The organism is Actinotalea sp. JY-7885 (genome assembly GCF_014525465.1).
Lineage (GTDB): Bacteria > Actinomycetota > Actinomycetes > Actinomycetales > Cellulomonadaceae > Actinotalea.
In genome coordinates, this window is sequence record NZ_JACEXH010000074.1 from 1 (window position 1) to 16108 (window position 16108).

The window sequence follows — 16108 nt, forward strand, 5'->3', positions numbered from 1 at the left end:
GAGCTCGCCGCTCGCCGCGTCGACCCAGGCCGCCACCTGCTCGGGCTCGCGGCCTCCGGGGCCGCCCCCGCGACCGCGCTGCGCCTCGGCGCCGCCCTGCGCCTCCACACCCTGCGCCCCGGCGCCCTGGGCGTCGGTCCCCCGCCATCCCCACGACCAGCCGCCGCGTCCCTCGCGGAAACCCGTGACGACGCCGCCCGCGACCGCCCCGTCGAGGCGCACGTCCGCCTCGACCCGCACGTCGCCCGGCAGGGCGTGCCGGGTGATCAGCTCACCCGCCCGCCGCGCGACGGCGTGCCGGCCGGACTGCGCGTCGTCGGCCGCGCGCCACGCACTGCCCTGCCACGGCGCGCGGATCCCCTGGTCGAACGACGTGACCGCACGTCCGCCCGTGACCGGGCCCGGCTGGACGTCGTCGGACGCCCACGCACCGGCGCGCACGGTGGGCCAGCCGTCCACCCAGTCCAGCCGGTCGATGAGCATGGGCCGCTCGTTGATGCCGTCGGTCCCGTCGAGGTACGGGTCGGTGCGGTCGATCGCGTGATAGACGATCCAGTCCTGACCCGCGAGGTCCGTGACCAGGGCGTTGTGCCCGGTCCCGACCCACGTGTTCCCGTTCGGCGCGAGCACGGGCGTCCCGCCGGCGCGCGACTGCAGCAGCGGCACGCCCTCGCGGTCCACGTACGGGCCCGTGATCGACTCGGAGCGGCCCACATGCACGCTGTACCCGGTGGTGGGCCCGGCGCAGCAGTTCGCCGAGGACGCGAACAGGTACCAGAGCCCGTCGTGCTGCACGACGTAGGCCCCCTCGTACTTGTTGTCGACGGCCACCTGGACGGGCTCTCCCACCGCCTCGGTGCCGGTCTCGTCGAGCTCGGTGACCCAGATCCCGCCGTAGTACGAGCCGTAGAACAGGTGCTCGACGCCGTCGGGCCCCACGACGTGGTGCGGGTCGAACGTCCAGAGGTAGTTGCCCTCGCCGCCGTTGTTTCGCGGGTCGACCACCGGGTCGCCGGAGTCCGTCCACGGCCCCGCGGGCGACGGCGCGGTCGCGACCCCGATCGCGTTGTCGTTGGGCTCCCCGGTCACGGTGGTCTCCGTGACCACGTAGTAGAGGCGGTACTCGCCGTCGACGTAGCGGATGTCCGGCGCCCACAGGGCGGCCCCGCGCGAGGCGTCGGCCCAGGCCGGCAGCGTCGCCTCGGTGAACGCGTCGCCGACGTACTCCCAGGTCACCAGGTCGGTGGACCGCGAGATCGGCAGGAGGTGCCGGGTTCCCTCGCCCTCGCGCAGCGGGTCGGTCGTGCCGTACGCGTACCACCAGCCGTCCAGGCCGCGGATCACGGCGGGGTCGGCGAAGGTGTCCGCGAACGGCGCGCTGACCGGGTTGGTGTACTCGGTCCCGGTCGCGTCGGCGCCCGACCCCGGCCCGCCACCGCCGTGCCCGCCACCGCCGTGCCCGCCACCGCCGTGCCCGCCACCGCCGTGCCCGCCACCGCCACCTCCCCCCGCGGCCGCCGGAGTGGTGGTGAGCGCGAGGCCGACGACGAGAAGACCCGCCGCGGCGACCCGGCCCACGACGGACAGCGAGGTGCTCTGCGTCATTGCAGTGCCTGCCGATCGGGAGAGGGGGTGATGGGGAACAGGGACATCTCCTTGTACCCGCCCCCCACCGTGATCGCACGCCGACCATTCCGGCGGCGACCGCCCTGCACCTCAGACGCCTGTCACGGCCCGCCTCTGGGCGACGCCGCCGCGCCGTCCTCCCGCGGCCGCGCGAGCGCGCGCTCGAACCAGCCGCCCGGCTCGACCTGCGGCCGTGGCGCCTCCTCAGGGGTCCGGACGCGCGCGGGAGCCGGCTGCCACAGCGTCACGACGTCGGACCGGGCGGCGGCGAGCGCGTCCCCGGGCACGACGAGGCGCCCCTCCCCCAGCCCGAGCGCCGGCCAGGCGGCCACGACGACGACGTCGCCGGGCGGCGGCGCGGGCGACAGCCACGACGTGAGGTCGTAGGCCCGGCCACCTCCGCGGCCCCCAAGCGGCCGCAAGGTCAGGACGTCCGGCGGCCGCTGCCAGTGGTGCTCCGCCTCGAGCGTCGTGGTCGTGCGGCCGTCGGCGAGCTCGACACCGATCAGCACCTCGTGGTGCACGTCCCGGAAGACGTCGCGGGTCGGGTCGGGCTCGACCCGGAGCCGGGCGCCGACGTCGAGCACCAGCCCGGTGGTGTAGACGCGCACACCGCAGAGCACGAGTGCCGCGTCCGCGCTGCGCGTCAGGACGCCGCCGCCCGGCGCGATGCCGGGAACCTCGTGGTCGGGCGGGGAGAACGACGGCCGGCCGCCGTCGCCGTCGCCCCCCTCCTCCTCGGACCCGACCATCCTCACGATGTTCATGGCCCGACCGTGGCCGCGTGCGCCGCACCGGTCAAGGGTGCGCCACGTCACCACGAGGAACCACGGTTCTGGGACCGGTCTCATCTCGGGTGGCGCCTTCCACGGACCGTGCTTACCGTCGGAACTGGGACCGGTCACAGTCGTCCAACGGCGGGCGTACGGGCCGCTCCCACCGCCGCAACGACGCGGCGGCGAGCATCCGGTGGGGTCGAGGCCTGCGCCCGATCCGCCACCGCCGAGGTGAGCACCGTGCACCACGACCACGACCCGCACCACGACCTGGCGCGCCGCGCCCCGCTGCCGGCCGCCACCGCCGGGCCGGCGGCCGCCCGGCGACGGCACCGGCGGTCCGTCGGCCTCGTCGCGGCCGCCGCTCTGGCGGTCTCGGTCCTCGCCGGCTCCGCGACGGCGACCGCCGAGACGCGACCCGTCGGCGAGGGCAGCTACACAACCGACGTCGTCGGCCCGGCGCCCGAGGGCTGCGAGCCGCTCGCCTCGGACCCGCGCGCGTTCCTCACGGACGACGCGCCCGCGGGCGCGATCCCGACGAACGACTGGTGGTCGTCCCTGGTCTTCAAGCGCTGGAGCTGCACCACGAGCGAGCCGCTGCACGCGCACCCGCTCTCCTACCAGCCGACCACGCAGGGCCTCGGCCTCGGCTACACGCCCGAGCCCGTCCTGTCGGGCACGCCCGGTGGCATCGGTGAGTTCCACCACCCCTACGCGCAGGACGTGCTCGTCGGCGTCGCAGGGCTCGATGCCCCCGTCGTCGAGGTCGCGGACTGGAGCGACTGGACCGTGACGCCGTCGTGGTCCGACGGCACCCGCACGCTGCGCGCGACCATCGGCCACGGCCTCCCGTTCAGCTGGTACGAGCTCACGGGCGGCGACGCGGTGCTGAGCGCGCAGGCGGACCTGCGGGTCTGGCACGACGACGGCGGGACGGTGGGCTTCACCTCGGGCGGCTCCGACTACGTCGCCGTCGCCCCCGACGGCGCCTCGTGGACCACCTCGGGCACGACGCTGCGCTCCGCGCTCGCCGGCGAGGGCCGGCTCGCCGTGGCGGTGCTGCCCACCCCGGCGGGCGCCGACGACGACGACCGCCGCGCCCTGGCGACCCGGTACGCGGCGTCGTCGAGCGAGGTGACGGGCACCCGCGCCGACTACGACTACGACGAGGCGGCCGGCGTCGTCCGCACGACCTACACGCTCGAGACGAGCGGCGGCACCGTCGTGTCGCTGTACGCGCACCAGGCGGACCACCTCGCGGACACCGACGGCGAGGTCCTCGACGCCGCCTACGCGTCACCGCGCGGCACCATGACCACGATCGCCGGGGCCACGCAGTTCACGACCGAGACGCCGTTCACCGGGATCCTCACCGAGGTGCCCGCCGTGGCCACGGGCGCGGGCGAGGCCGGCGCCCGCCTGGACGCGCTGCTCGACGAGGTCGCCGCGGACCCGATGGGCCCGCCCGGGAGCGACACCTACTGGACCGGCAAGGCCCTGGGACGCGCGGCACGCATCGCGGAGATCGCCGACCAGGTCGGCCGCACGGACGTGCGCGACGCGGCGCTCGCGCAGATCCGCACGACGCTGACGGACTGGCTCACGGCCGACCCCGGAGAGACCGAGCAGCTCTTCGCGTACAACGAGGGCTGGGGCACGCTCGTCGGCTTCCCCGCGTCGTACGGCTCGGACAAGGAGCTCAACGACCACCACTTCCACTACGGCTACTTCATCACCGCCGCGGCGACGCTCGCCCGCTTCGACCCGGCGTGGGCGCAGGGCTACGGCGACATGGTCGACCTGCTCATCCGGGACGCCAACGGCTCCGACCGGGACGACCCGCTCTTCCCGTACCTGCGCGACTTCGACATCTACGCGGGGCACGACTGGGCGTCCGGCCACGGCGCGTTCCTGGCCGGCAACAACCAGGAGTCGAGCTCGGAGGGCATGAACTTCGCCGCGGGGCTGGTGCTGTGGGGCGAGGCCACCGGCGACACGGCCGTGCGCGACACCGGCGCCTACCTGTACGCGACGCAGGCGGCGGCCATCCAGGCCTACTGGTTCGACGGCGCGGGGGCCATCCCGGACGGGTTCGGCCACTCGACGCTCGGGATGGTCTGGGGCGACGGCGGCACCTACTCGACGTGGTTCAGTCCCGAGGCGGAGATGATCCAGGGCATCAACACGCTGCCGATCACCGGCGGGCACCTCTACCTGGGCCTGCGCCCGGACGACGTCGTCGCGAACTACGCGGAGCTCGTCACCGCCAACGGCGGCGAGCCCACGGTCTGGCAGGACATCCTGTGGTCCTACCTGGCGCTGGGCGACGCCGACGCGGCCCTCGCGAAGCTGCTCGCCCAGCCGGACTACCCGGTCGAGGAGGGCGAGTCGCGGGCGCACACCTATCACTGGGTGGCGAACCTCGCGGCGCTGGGCACCCTCGATCCCGAGGTCCGCGCCGACCACCCGCTGGCGGCGGTCTTCACGGATGACGGCGCCCGCACGTACGTCGCGAGCAACGTCACCGCGGCCGACCTCACGGTCCGCTTCTCGGACGGCACGACGCTGCGCGTCCCGGCCGGCCGGACGGCGACGACGGGCGCCCACACGTGGAGCGGCGGCTCCGGCCAGGGCGGGCCGGGCGGGCCCGGTGAGGAGCCGGACCCCGACCCCACGGACGAGCCCACGGAGGAGCCGACGCCCGACCCGACCGACGAGCCGACGGACGAACCGACCGAGGAGCCCACGGACCCGCCGACGTCGGGTCCGCTGACGCTCCACCTGCGCGCCGACGGGCTCTCGACCTCGGCCGGCACCGGCATCGCCACCCTGGAGCGCAACACGGGCCCGGACGCCGTCGGCGACCCGGCACGGGGCCTGGTGCTCGAGGCGCGGGACCTGGAGGCCGACCTGACGGGCCGCGCGACCGAGTTCTCGCTCCGGCTCGACGCACGCACCGCCGTCGGCAACGGGATCCGCGCGCGGGTCTCGTACGACCTCACCGGCGACGGGACCTGGGACCGCGTCGAGACGTACCGGTACTTCGCCACCGACCCGGTCGTCGGCTGGGAGACGTACGGGCACGCCCAGGGCCTCGCGTCGTCGAGCGGGACGGCGGGCGACCTCGACGGCGGCACCGTCCGCCTCGAGCTCTGGAACGTCATCGGGGGCGGGCCGACCGACGTCGACCTCGCCGGGTCCACCCTGCGCCTGCCGCACGACGGCTGAGCGCGCACTGCGAGGGCCGCGTCCGCCCGGCGGCGGCGCGGCCCTCGGCCCGCTCAGGCGCCGAGGTGGCGCACCAGCGCCTCGCGCCACCGGCGCAGATCCTCGGCCAGGCGCAGGCGGGTGGCCTCGGGGGTCGGGCTGTCGACGACGACCTCCCGCGTGATCCGCGTCCCGGCGCCGTCGGGCGCCACCCACGTCGTCCGCACCGCCGCGACCAGGCCGCGCTCGCGGACCACGATCGCCTCACCCGGGTCGACGGCCATGACCTCGGCGATGTGCCCGTCGATCCCCGTGGAGCCGTGGTGGACGCGGCATCGCAGCTCGCCGACCTGTCCGGGCGGCGTACCGGGGACGGTGAACGAGACGGCGTCCGGGTCCGGGTCGTCCCAGCAGTCGTTGCGGGCGTCGGCGACCGCCAGCCAGGCGCGGACCGGCGCGGCGGAGGTCCGGACGACGTCGTGCGCGCGGACGGTCTCGCGCGGCGCGCGCACGAGGCGCCACAGCGCCTGCTCGTCCTGCGCGCGGATGCGACGCAGCATGGCGTTCGGCTCGGGCGGCGGAGGCGGCGGCCACCCCGCGACCAGGTGCGCCGCGGCCGTCAGGTCGTGGTCGAGCAGCGGCCCGAGCGCGCCCTCCAGGTGGCGCGCGACGCCGTCCGGGCCGACGCCCTCGATGGCCACCCGCAGGAGGCACGTGTCCGGGCTCACCGGCTCGGCGGTGACCGAGCGGCGCAGCCGCATCGAGCCCGAGAGGTCCACGGACGCCCACCGGCGACCGGGATCGACCTCCACGACCTCCTGCAGGGAGCCCGACAGCGCGGCGCCCGCCCCCACCGGCCGCACGAAGCAGCGGCGCTCGCCGACGGCGCCGACCGGCCGGCCGGGCACCAGCACCGTGAAGGTGTCAGGCCCCTCGATGGCCGGGGTGCTCGCGGGGTCCACCAGCACCCGGAGCGCGTCCGCGGCCGGTGCCGCGATCGTCGCGACGCGCTCGACCCGGAACGGCACGGGCGCGCTCGCCTGGGCGCTCGATCCGGTGAGGGCGCGGCGCTGCCACCGTCCCTGGGCCCACCCGACCACGCTCATGCCGCCTCCGCCGTCGTCACGCCCTGCTATCGGCTCGCCGGACCGCGGCCTTGACGCGGCGGAGCGCCGGTGCCGCGCGTGCGGCACCGGCCCTCCGCGACGCCGGCTACAGCCGCGCCGTGACCTTCACCGTCGCGCCGGCCGGGGCGTACGGGACCTCGTTGCCCTCGATCGCGACGCCGTCCACCTCGAGCGCGGCGCGCGCTCCCTCGGTGCCCGAGTTCGTCACCGTGATCTCGTAGGTCGCGCCGCGGGCGACGCGCGTGACGGTGAACTCCGGCACGTCGGGGCCGATCTGGGGGTCGACGACCAGCCCGTCCCAGCCGGGCCGCACGCCCAGCAGGTACTGGCTGGCGGTGACGAAGTTCCATGCGGCGGTGCCGGTGAGCCAGGAGTTCTTGGCCTCGCCGTGCCGCACGGCCTCCTTGCCCGCGATCATCTGGGCGTAGACGTACGGCTCGAGCTTGTGGACGTCGCTGATGTCCTCGCGGTACGCGGGCGTGATGCGCTTGTAGTAGTCGAACGCGCGCGCGCCGCGACCGAGCACCGTCTCGCCGATGATCACCCACGGGTTGTTGTGGCAGAAGATGCCGCCGTTCTCCTTGTACCCCGGCGGGTAGGTGGAGACCTCGCCCATCTCGATCCGGTAGGTCGTGTAGGCGGGGTACTGCAGCACCATGCCGTGCTCCGTGGCCAGCATCTCGTTCACCGCGTCGAGCGCCTGGACGGCCGGCGCCGCCGCGTCGTGCGGCCCCTCGCCGACGCCGATGCCCGCCATGACGGCGAAGCCCTGCGGCTCGATCCAGATCTTGCCCTCGTCGTGCTCGTCGCTGCCGATCTTGTTGCCGTAGAAGTCGTACGCGCGCAGGAACCAGCGCCCGTCCCAGCCGTGCGCCAGCACGGCCTCGCGCATCTCGGCCACGGCGTCGCGCGCCTCGGCGGCGACGTCGGGCCGGCCCCGACGCTCGGCGAGCTCCGCGTACTCGGCCCCGTAGAGGACGAACTGCGCGGCGATGAAGACGGACTCGGCCACCCCGCCCGCCTGGTTCTCGGTCGTCTGGAACGACTCGCCCGGCACGTCGGAGAAGCAGTTGAGGTTGAGGCAGTCGTTCCAGTCGGCGCGGCCGATGAGCGGCAGCCCGTGCGGACCTCGGTGCTCGACGGTGAACCGGAAGGACCGCGTCAGGTGCTCGAACAGCGGCACCTCCGAGCCGGGCTCGTTGTCGAAGGGCACCGGCTCGTCGAGGATCGAGACGTCGCCCGTCTCCTTGACGTAGGCGGCGACGCCGGCGATCAGCCACAGCGGGTCGTCGTTGAAGCCGGAGCCGATGTCGTTGTTCCCGCGCTTCGTGAGCGGCTGGTACTGGTGGTAGGCCGAGCCGTCGGCGAACTGGGTCGAGGCGATGTCGATGATCCGCTCGCGCGCCCGCTCCGGGATGAGGTGCACGAAGCCCAGGAGGTCCTGGTTCGAGTCGCGGAAGCCCATCCCGCGCCCGATGCCCGTCTCGAAGAACGACGCCGAGCGGGACATGTTGAACGTGACCATGCACTGGTACTGGTTCCAGATGTTGACCATCCGGTCCAGCTTCTCGTCCGACGAGCGCACCGAGTAGGTCGAGAGCAGGTCCGTCCAGTACTGGCGCAGGCGCTCGAACGCGGCGTCCGTCTGCTCCGTCGTGGCGAAGCGGCCGAGCAGCGCGTGCGCGCGCTCCTTGTTGACGACCTGGTGGGCGTCGTCGGCCCACTTCTCGTCCTGCGGGTTCTCGACGTAGCCGAGCACGAACGTGTGGGTCCGGGACTCCCCCGGCGCGAGCTCGAGCGCGAGGCTGTGCGAGCCGATCGGGTACCAGCCGCTCGCGACCGAGCCCGCCGACGCGCCCGCGCGCGGCACGGCGGCCTCGCCGAGGCCGTTCCAGTCGCCGACGAACGTGTCGCGGTCCGTGTCGAAGCCGGCGGCGCGCGCGTTCACGCCGTAGACGGCGTAGTGGTCGCGGCGCTCGCGGTACTCCGTGCGGTGGTAGATCGCGCTGCCGTGGGGCGACTCCGGCTCGACCTCGACCTCGCCGATGGAGAGGTTGCGCTGGTAGTTGGTCTGGTCGTCCTGCGCGTTCCAGAGGCAGAACTCGACGTACGAGAACAGCGTGATCGTCTTGACGACGTCGGACGTGTTGGTGACCGTGACGCGCTGCACCTCGGCGGTCTCGTCGACCGGGACGAAGTGGAGCGTGTCGACGCGGATGCCGTTGCGCTCGCCGCTGATGCTCGTGTAGCCGAGGCCGTGGCGCGTCTCGAAGTGGTCGAGGTCCGCCTTGACCGGCAGCCACGACGGCGTCCAGACGTCCCCGCCGTCGTTGACGTAGAACCAGCGCCCGCCCGCCTCCGACGGCGTCGTGTTGTAGCGGTAGCGCGTCAGGCGCCGCATCTTGGCGTCCCGGTAGAACGAGTAGCCCGCGCCCTGGTGCGAGATCAGGGAGAAGAACTCCTGGGACCCGAGGTAGTTGATCCACGGGTAGGGCGTGTGCGGCGTCGTGATGACGTACTCGCGGGACTCGTCGTCGAAGTGCCCGTAGCGCATTCGATGGTGCCTCTCGTCCTCGGTGACCGGCGCGGGAGCGCTCCCACGACCGTCAGTCATCCTAGGGCGCGTCGCGGAGGCGCACCAGGGCCGAATCGCTGGACCTCGCCCTAGGGTCGGACGATGGCCGAGCGCAGGGACGGTGCCGCGGCACCCGGGACGACGACGACCCGCACGAACGAGGACTGGCAGGGCCGGGAGGTCGACCGGGAGGAGTTCCACGGCGTGCGCTTCGTCGACTGCGACCTGTCGGAGATCACCTCGACGGGCGCGGTGTTCGACGAGTGCGTCTTCCGCAACGTCCGGTTCAACGCCTCCACCCACACGGACACGGCGTTCACCAACTGCACGTTCGCGCACTCGTCGTTCTTCGACGCCGCCCTCACGCGCTGCAAGCTGCTCGGCTCCCGGTTCGACGGGTGCTCGTTCGACCTCGTGCGCGTCGACGGCGGCAACTGGGGCTTCGTGTCCCTGGCCCGCGCCGACCTCGCCTCAGCGACGTTCCGCGGCACCCGTCTGCGCGAGGCGGACCTCACCGGCGCGCGCTGCGCGGGCGCGACGCTGCGTGACCTCGACCTGTCGGGGGCGCTGCTCGAGCGCGCCGACCTCACCGGTGCCGACCTGCGCGGCAGCGACCTGTCCTCGCTCGACCCCCTGACCGTCACGCTCCAGGGGGCGGTGATCGACCTGCGCCAGGCGCTCGTCGTCGCCGAGGCGCTCGGGCTCGACGTCCGGGCGGACTGAGCCCGGACGGAGGTCCTGTTCCCTGCCCCGGAGCCCGTGACTAGCCTGCTGACAAGGGCCGCTCCGACGAGGGAGAACCGCATGGACCAGGCATCGACGCCGAGGATCCGCACCGTGGCCCTGGTCGGCCACAGCGGCGCCGGCAAGACGACGCTCGCCGAGGCGCTGCTGCACCGGGCACGGGCGGTCGCGCGCCCCGGCCGGGTCGAGGACGGCACCACCGTGTGCGACACGGAGCCGGAGGAGATCAAGCGGCACATGTCGCTGTCCCTCGCGGTCGCACCCTTCACGTGGACCGCGACCGACGGCGAGACCTACAAGATCAACCTTCTCGACTGTCCGGGCTACGCCGACTTCGCCGGTGGCGTCGACGCGGCCCTGACGGTCGCGGACCTCGCGGTCGTGGTCGTGAGCGCCGTCGACGGGGTCGAGGTCGGCACGGAGCTCGTGTGGCAGCAGTGCGAGGAGGCGGGCATCCCCCGCCTCCTCTTCGTCACCAAGGAGGACAAGCCGCGCGCCGACTTCCGCCGTGTCCTCGCCCAGCTGCGGGCGACCTTCGGCGCGGGCGTCGTCCCGCTCGAGCTGCCGCTCGGCGAGGAGGACCGCTTCCACGGCGTCGCGGACGTGCTCTCCGACGAGGGCCTGGAGTACGCCGCCGACGGCAGCCACAGCACCGGCCCGATGCCCGACGACGTGGCCGACGAGGAGCACCGCCTGCACGACGAGGTCACCGAGGAGATCGTCTCGGGCGACGACGAGCAGCTCGAGCGCTACCTGTCGGGCGAGGTGCCCACGGCGGCCGAGCTGGGGCGGGCGCTGCTGCACGAGGTGCGGGACTGCCAGGAGTTCCCGGTGCTCATGGGCTCGGCGACGACCGGCGTCGGCGTCGACCGCCTCGCCGACTACCTGTGCGAGCTGGCACCGTCGCCCGCGGACCGGCCGGTGACCGTCGTCGTCGGCCGCGACGGTCAGGAGGGGACGCGGGTCGAGGTCGTCGCGGACCCGGGCGCGGACCCGCTCCTGCACGTCTTCCGCACGGTGGCGGACCCGTTCGTCGGCCAGGTCTCGCTCTTCAAGGTGCTCACGGGCACCGTCCGCGCCGAGGACCGGCTGGTCAACGGCGTCACGGGCACCGAGGAGCGCCTCCACCAGATGTTCTACCTGCGGGGCAAGGAGCACGTGCCCACCGACGTCGTCGTGGCGGGGGACGTCGGCGCGGTCGCCAAGCTCACGGGCACGCCGAGCGGCTCGACGCTGTCCCCGCGCGGCACGCCCGCCCGGGTCGTCGCCCCGCCGCCGCGCCCCACGCCGTTCGCGCTCGCGCTGCGGCCCGTGACGCAGGCCGACGACGACCGCCTCTCGTCCTCGCTGCAGCGCCTCGCGGGCGAGGACCCGACGCTCGTCGTCGACCGCGTGGGCTCCCAGACCGTGCTGCGCGGGACGGGCGACACCCACCTCGCCGTGGCCCTGGAACGGCTCGCGCGCAAGTTCGGCGTCTCCGTCACGACCGAGCCGGTCCAGATCGCGTACCGCGAGACGATCGCGAGCCCGACGGCAGCCGAGGGGCGGCTCAAGAAGCAGTCCGGCGGCCACGGCCAGTTCGCCGTCGTGCAGCTGCGCGTGAGCCCGGCGGAGCGCGGTGCCGGCTGCGTCTTCGTCGACTCCGTGGTGGGCGGCGCCGTGCCGCGCCAGTACATCCCGGCGGTGGAGCGCGGCGTGGTCGACGCGATGGCGGCGGGCGGCCCGCACGGCTACCCGGTGGTCGACCTGCGCGTGGAGCTCGTCGACGGCAAGCACCACTCGGTCGACTCGTCCGACATGGCGTTCCGCACCGCCGCGGCGCACGGCCTGCGTGCGGCGCTCGCGACGGCCGGGACCGTCGTGCTCGAGCCGATCGCCCTCGTGCGCGTCGTGGTGCCCGGGGCGCTCCAGGGCGACGTGCTCGGCGACCTGTCCGCGCGCCGCGGCCGCATCGTCGGCACGACCTCCCTGCCCGACGGCCGGCAGGAGATCCAGGCGATGGTCCCCGAGGCCGAGCTCACGCGGTACGTGCTGGACCTGCGCTCCCTGACGGGCGGCCGCGGGACGTTCACGGCGGTCCACGACCACGACGACGTCGTCCCGGCGCACCTGGTCGAGCGGCTCGCCGTGCCCGTGTGAGCACCCGAGCCTGTGGACCCCTGGGAGGCGCGGCCCTGAGCCGCTAGCCTCGGCGCGTCCGCACGGCGCGGGCCACCAGGACCAGGGGGACGCATGCTCATCTTCGGGACGTACGTGCTCCACAAGGTGCTGGCGACGCTGGGCTTCTTCTGCCCGCACTGCCAGGGCGCCGTCGAGGGTCAGGTCCGGCGGGGCCGGCGCTGGTTCCACATCTTCTGGATCCCGCTGATCCCGCTCGGCGTGCAGCCCGAGCACGTGCGGTGCTTCCGGTGCGGCTCCCTGTGGGCGCTCGCGGTCCTCGGCCCCGACGGCGACCAGTACCGGCGCGTGCCCGCGGTCGCGCCCCTCGCCCCCGCGGGCGGCGACATGCCGCCGCTCGGTCCCGGCCACGGAGCCGACGTCGGCGCGCCGGGGCCCGTCCCCCCGCCGCCGCCGCCCGCGCCGTCGGGTGACAGGTGGGCGCCGCCCGTGACGCTCCCCGCGGCACCGGTCGACGCGGTGCCCGTCGAGGACTCCGAGGAGTGGGCGCGCCGCAACGGCCTCACTCGGTGAGATCGGCGCGGCGCCCGGTCGGCCCTGCCGCGCACGGGTGAGGTGTGTCACCCTGGCGCCCGACCTCCACCCACCCCCGGAAGGACTCCCGTGAGCACCCAGACCCTGGTCGGCCTCGACCGGTTCGCCGTCAAGCAGCGGTACACGATGATGGTCAACCGCTACGAGATCCGCGCCCTCGGCCCGAACGGCGAGGAGGGCCCGATCCTCGCGATGGCCCAGCAGAAGCGGATGGCCTTCAAGGAGGAGGTCACCTTCTACGCGGACGAGCAGCGCACCGTGCCCGTCTTCTCGTTCAAGGCCCGGCAGCGGATGGACCTCGGCGCGACGTACGACGTCAAGGACGCGAACGGCACGCCGATCGGCATGTTCCGCAAGGACTTCGCGAAGTCGCTGCTCAGCTCGACGTACCACCTCGAGGGCGCGGGCGTCACCGCGGTCGGCTCCGAGCGCAACCTGGCCGTGGCGATCCTGCGTCGCGTGCAGGACTGGATCCCGCTCGCCGTGCACTACGACTTCAAGGACCCGGCCGGCAACCTCGTCATGGCGTCCGAGCGCCGCTGGGGCCTGCGCGACTTCTACACGGTGACCGTCCCGGGGGCGCGCCTCGACGGCCGTGTCGCCGCGGCCATGGCCGTCGCGCTGGACGCGCTGCAGAGCCGCTGACCCGAGCGCGCCGAGACGCGCGGGAGGGGCGCCGCCACCCTGCGGCGGCGGCCCCTCCCGCCCGCACCGCGTCCGGGCCACCCCGCCGGGTGCCATAGCCTCGGGGGTGTGAGCGCACACCAGGCGACAGGGTCGCCGGTCCGCAAGATCCCCCTCGACCTCCGGCTGCGGCGCCTGGTCGTCCACCGGGTGGAGGACCTCTCACCCTCGGTGCGACGGGTCGCGCTCGGCGGCCGCGACCTGGCCGGCTTCGCGTGCCACGGCCCGAGCGACCACGCCAAGGTCTTCTTCCCCCCGGAGCCGGGCGCCGAGCTCGTGCTGCCGGACCTCTCCGACTGGAGCGGTCGCCAGGACCCGCGGCACACGGTGCGCGAGTACACGGTCCGCACCTACGTGCCGTCGTCGGACGAGCTGGTGCTCGACATGGCGGTGCACTCGCACGGCCCGGCCGGACGCTGGGTCGCCCAGGCCGGCGTCGGCCAGGAGCTCGGCGTCTTCGGGCCCAAGACGTCCAAGGTCGGGCCGGACGACCGCGCGTGGTACCTCCTCGTCGCCGACGAGACCGGCCTGCCCGCGCTGACCAACTGGCTCGAGCGCCTCGGCGGGCGCGCGCCCGTGCAGGCCTTCATCGAGGTCGGCGGCCCGCAGGACGAGGTGCGCCTGCCCACCGGCCCGCGCACGCAGGTCACGTGGCTGCACCGCGGCGATGCCGAGCCGGGCACGACGACGCTCCTCGCCGACGCCGTGGCCGCCGCGCCGCTGCCCGCCGGCGGGCCGGGCTGGGCGTGGGCGGGCGCGGAGGCGGGCGCGATCCGGGCGATCCGCCGGGACCTCACCGAGCGCGGCGTCGACCGCAAGTGCCTGTCGATGACGGGCTACTGGCGTCGCGGGGTCGCGAACTTCGACCACAAGTCCCCCGAGGCCCAGGGCTGACGCCCGACCGTCGGGACTCCGGACCCGGTCAGAGCGCCGGGACCGCGACCGGACGGCCGTCGAGGTGGTGGACCGCGAGGTCCAGGTCGTAGATCGCGCGCAGCACGTCCGGCTGCATGAGGTCGGCCGGACGTCCCTGGTGCACCACGACGCCGTCGCGCATCGCGACCACCTGGTCGCTGTAGGCGGCGGCGACGTTGACGTCGTGCAGCACGACGACGACCGTGCGCCCGAGCTCGTCCGCCGCGCGCCGCAGCAGGCGCATCATCGCGACCGCGTGTCGCAGGTCGAGGTTGTTGAGCGGCTCGTCGAGCAGCACGTAGTCCGTGCCCTGGCACAGCACCATCGCGACGAACGCCCGTTGCCGCTGCCCGCCGGACAGCTCGTCGAGGTACCTGTCCGCGAAGGGCTCGAGCTCGAGGAACGCGAGCGCCTCGTCGACCAGGACGTCGTCCTCCGGCGTCGGGCGCCCCTTGCTCCACGGGTAGCGGCCGAACGCGACGAGGTCGCGCACGGTCAGGCGCGCCGTCATGTGGTTGTCCTGGCGGAGCATCGACAGGCGCCGCGCGAGGACGTCACCCCGCGTGCCGTGGACGTCGAGGCCGTCCACCGTCACGGACCCCCCGTCGAGGTCGAGCAGGCGCGCGACGCAGCACAGGAGCGTGGACTTGCCCGCCCCGTTGGGCCCGATGATCGACGTGACGCCGCCGGGGGTCAGCTCGAGGTCGACCCCGTCGACCACGCGCGTCGCGCCGTACGCCTTGACCGCGCCGACGACCCGGATCACCGGCGTCCGTCCCGCAGCAGCAGACCGATGAGCACGAGACCTCCGAGCAGCTCGACGACGACGCTCAGTGCGGTGTCCAGCCCGAGCACGTGCTCGAGCACCGCCTGGCCGCCGACCAGGGTGATCGCCGCGACGAGCGCGGCGGCGGGCAGGACGTGGCGGTGCCGGTGGCTCCCCACGAGGTGGTAGGCGAGATGGGCCACGAGCAGGCCGAAGAACGTCACGGGTCCGACGAGGGCCGTGGACACCGAGACCAGCACCGCGACGACGACGAGCACGCGACGCACCGCGCGGTGGTGGTCCACGCCCAGCACCGTCGCCGCCGGCCGCCCGAGCAGGAGCACGTCGTAGGCGTGCCGCTCGCGCCACGCGACCCACGACGCCGCGGCGACGAGCAGCGCGGAGACCCCGAGCAGCTCGGTGTCCACGGCGTTGAAGCTCGCGAACATGAGGTCCTGCAGCACGGCGAACTCGTTGGGGTCGATGAGCCGCTGCAGGAAGGACGAGACGCTGCGCAGCAGGACGCCGATGACGATCCCGGCGAGGAGCAGCAGGTGCATGCTCCGGCGCGTCCCGCTGAACAGCCAGCGGAACAGCAGCCCGGCGCACCCCACCATGAGCACGACCTCGACCACGAAGCGCAGGTGCTGGTCCAGTGCCGTCAGCCGCGAGGCGCCGATCGCGAACACCAGTCCCGTCTGGAGCGCGACGTAGAGCGCGTCGAAGCCCATGACCGACGGCGTCAGGATGCGGTTCTCCGTCACGGTCTGGAACAGGACGGTGGAGACGGCCACCGCGTACGCGACCAGGAGCAGCGCGAGCACCTTGACGCCGCGGAACGGGAGCACGAAGTCCCACGCGCCGCGCGCCTCGAGCGTGAGGAAGGCGGCGACCGCGACCAGCGCGACGGCGCCGAGCGCGGCCAGCACGCGGCGCGCGCGGCGGTCGGCCGCCGACGACGTCGTCCGCGCGGGCG

Annotated in this window: 12 protein-coding genes; 6 read left to right on the top strand and 6 right to left on the bottom strand. The window is 74.2% G+C overall.

What is annotated here, in order from left to right; all coding sequences use genetic code 11:
- A partial coding sequence (locus IDM29_RS08675; RefSeq protein WP_188037423.1) for a family 43 glycosylhydrolase occupies positions 1–1605 on the bottom strand: 1605 nt, incomplete at its 3' end.
- 122 nt (positions 1606–1727) lie between these two features.
- Positions 1728–2393 carry a hypothetical protein gene (locus IDM29_RS08680; RefSeq protein ID WP_182112725.1) on the bottom strand — a complete coding sequence of 222 codons (666 nt, stop codon included), beginning with the start codon at positions 2391–2393 and terminating at the stop codon, positions 1728–1730.
- Positions 2394–2642: 249 nt separating this feature from the next.
- On the opposite strand from IDM29_RS08680, the gene IDM29_RS08685 reads away from it, so the two are divergent.
- Positions 2643–5630, top strand: a complete 2988-nt coding sequence (locus IDM29_RS08685) for a glycosyl hydrolase (RefSeq protein WP_220457995.1) — start codon at positions 2643–2645, stop codon at positions 5628–5630.
- Positions 5631–5683: 53 nt separating this feature from the next.
- Here IDM29_RS08685 and IDM29_RS08690 read toward each other — a convergent pair whose 3' ends face one another.
- A complete protein-coding gene (locus IDM29_RS08690) occupies positions 5684–6715 on the bottom strand; it encodes a hypothetical protein (RefSeq protein ID WP_182112724.1) in 1032 nt (343 codons plus the stop codon).
- 106 nt (positions 6716–6821) lie between these two features.
- Positions 6822–9350 carry a GH36-type glycosyl hydrolase domain-containing protein gene (locus tag IDM29_RS08695; protein WP_255500059.1) on the bottom strand — a complete coding sequence of 843 codons (2529 nt, stop codon included), beginning with the start codon at positions 9348–9350 and terminating at the stop codon, positions 6822–6824.
- A gap of 63 nt (positions 9351–9413) precedes the next feature.
- On the opposite strand from IDM29_RS08695, the gene IDM29_RS08700 reads away from it, so the two are divergent.
- From IDM29_RS08700 to IDM29_RS08720, 5 genes are all read left to right on the top strand, one after another.
- Positions 9414–10034, top strand: coding sequence for a pentapeptide repeat-containing protein (locus IDM29_RS08700; protein ID WP_182112722.1), 621 nt, complete (start codon positions 9414–9416; stop codon positions 10032–10034).
- Positions 10035–10115: 81 nt separating this feature from the next.
- Positions 10116–12194: an elongation factor G gene (locus IDM29_RS08705; protein WP_182112721.1), complete on the top strand. Its 2079-nt coding sequence runs from the start codon at positions 10116–10118 to the stop codon at positions 12192–12194.
- A gap of 93 nt (positions 12195–12287) precedes the next feature.
- The gene (locus IDM29_RS08710; RefSeq protein ID WP_182112720.1) at positions 12288–12746 is read left to right on the top strand and encodes a hypothetical protein; all 459 of its coding nucleotides are present in this window, start codon (positions 12288–12290) and stop codon (positions 12744–12746) included.
- A gap of 90 nt (positions 12747–12836) precedes the next feature.
- Positions 12837–13412, top strand: a complete 576-nt coding sequence (locus IDM29_RS08715; protein ID WP_220457994.1) for a hypothetical protein — start codon at positions 12837–12839, stop codon at positions 13410–13412.
- Positions 13413–13520: 108 nt separating this feature from the next.
- Positions 13521–14345, top strand: a complete 825-nt coding sequence (locus tag IDM29_RS08720; RefSeq protein WP_182112719.1) for a siderophore-interacting protein — start codon at positions 13521–13523, stop codon at positions 14343–14345.
- A gap of 28 nt (positions 14346–14373) precedes the next feature.
- Here the strand turns inward: IDM29_RS08720 and IDM29_RS08725 are convergent, their stop codons facing one another.
- Positions 14374–15132, bottom strand: coding sequence for an ABC transporter ATP-binding protein (locus tag IDM29_RS08725; RefSeq protein ID WP_182112718.1), 759 nt, complete (start codon positions 15130–15132; stop codon positions 14374–14376).
- Positions 15129–16108 (bottom strand): iron chelate uptake ABC transporter family permease subunit (locus IDM29_RS08730; RefSeq protein ID WP_309232700.1); only part of this gene is annotated, 980 nt, incomplete at its 5' end. The genes IDM29_RS08730 and IDM29_RS08725, both read right to left, overlap by 4 nt.

What these genes read in the sequence shown, in the direction of transcription:
- IDM29_RS08695 (WP_255500059.1), bottom strand. Translation starts at nt 9,350, where the DNA reads ATGACTGACGGTCGTGGGAGCGCTCCCGCGCCGGTCACCGAGGACGAG.
- IDM29_RS08705 (WP_182112721.1), top strand. Translation starts at nt 10,116, where the DNA reads ATGGACCAGGCATCGACGCCGAGGATCCGCACCGTGGCCCTGGTCGGC.
- IDM29_RS08690 (WP_182112724.1), bottom strand. Translation starts at nt 6,715, where the DNA reads ATGAGCGTGGTCGGGTGGGCCCAGGGACGGTGGCAGCGCCGCGCCCTC.
- IDM29_RS08700 (WP_182112722.1), top strand. Translation starts at nt 9,414, where the DNA reads ATGGCCGAGCGCAGGGACGGTGCCGCGGCACCCGGGACGACGACGACC.
- IDM29_RS08710 (WP_182112720.1), top strand. Translation starts at nt 12,288, where the DNA reads ATGCTCATCTTCGGGACGTACGTGCTCCACAAGGTGCTGGCGACGCTG.
- IDM29_RS08680 (WP_182112725.1), bottom strand. Translation starts at nt 2,393, where the DNA reads ATGAACATCGTGAGGATGGTCGGGTCCGAGGAGGAGGGGGGCGACGGC.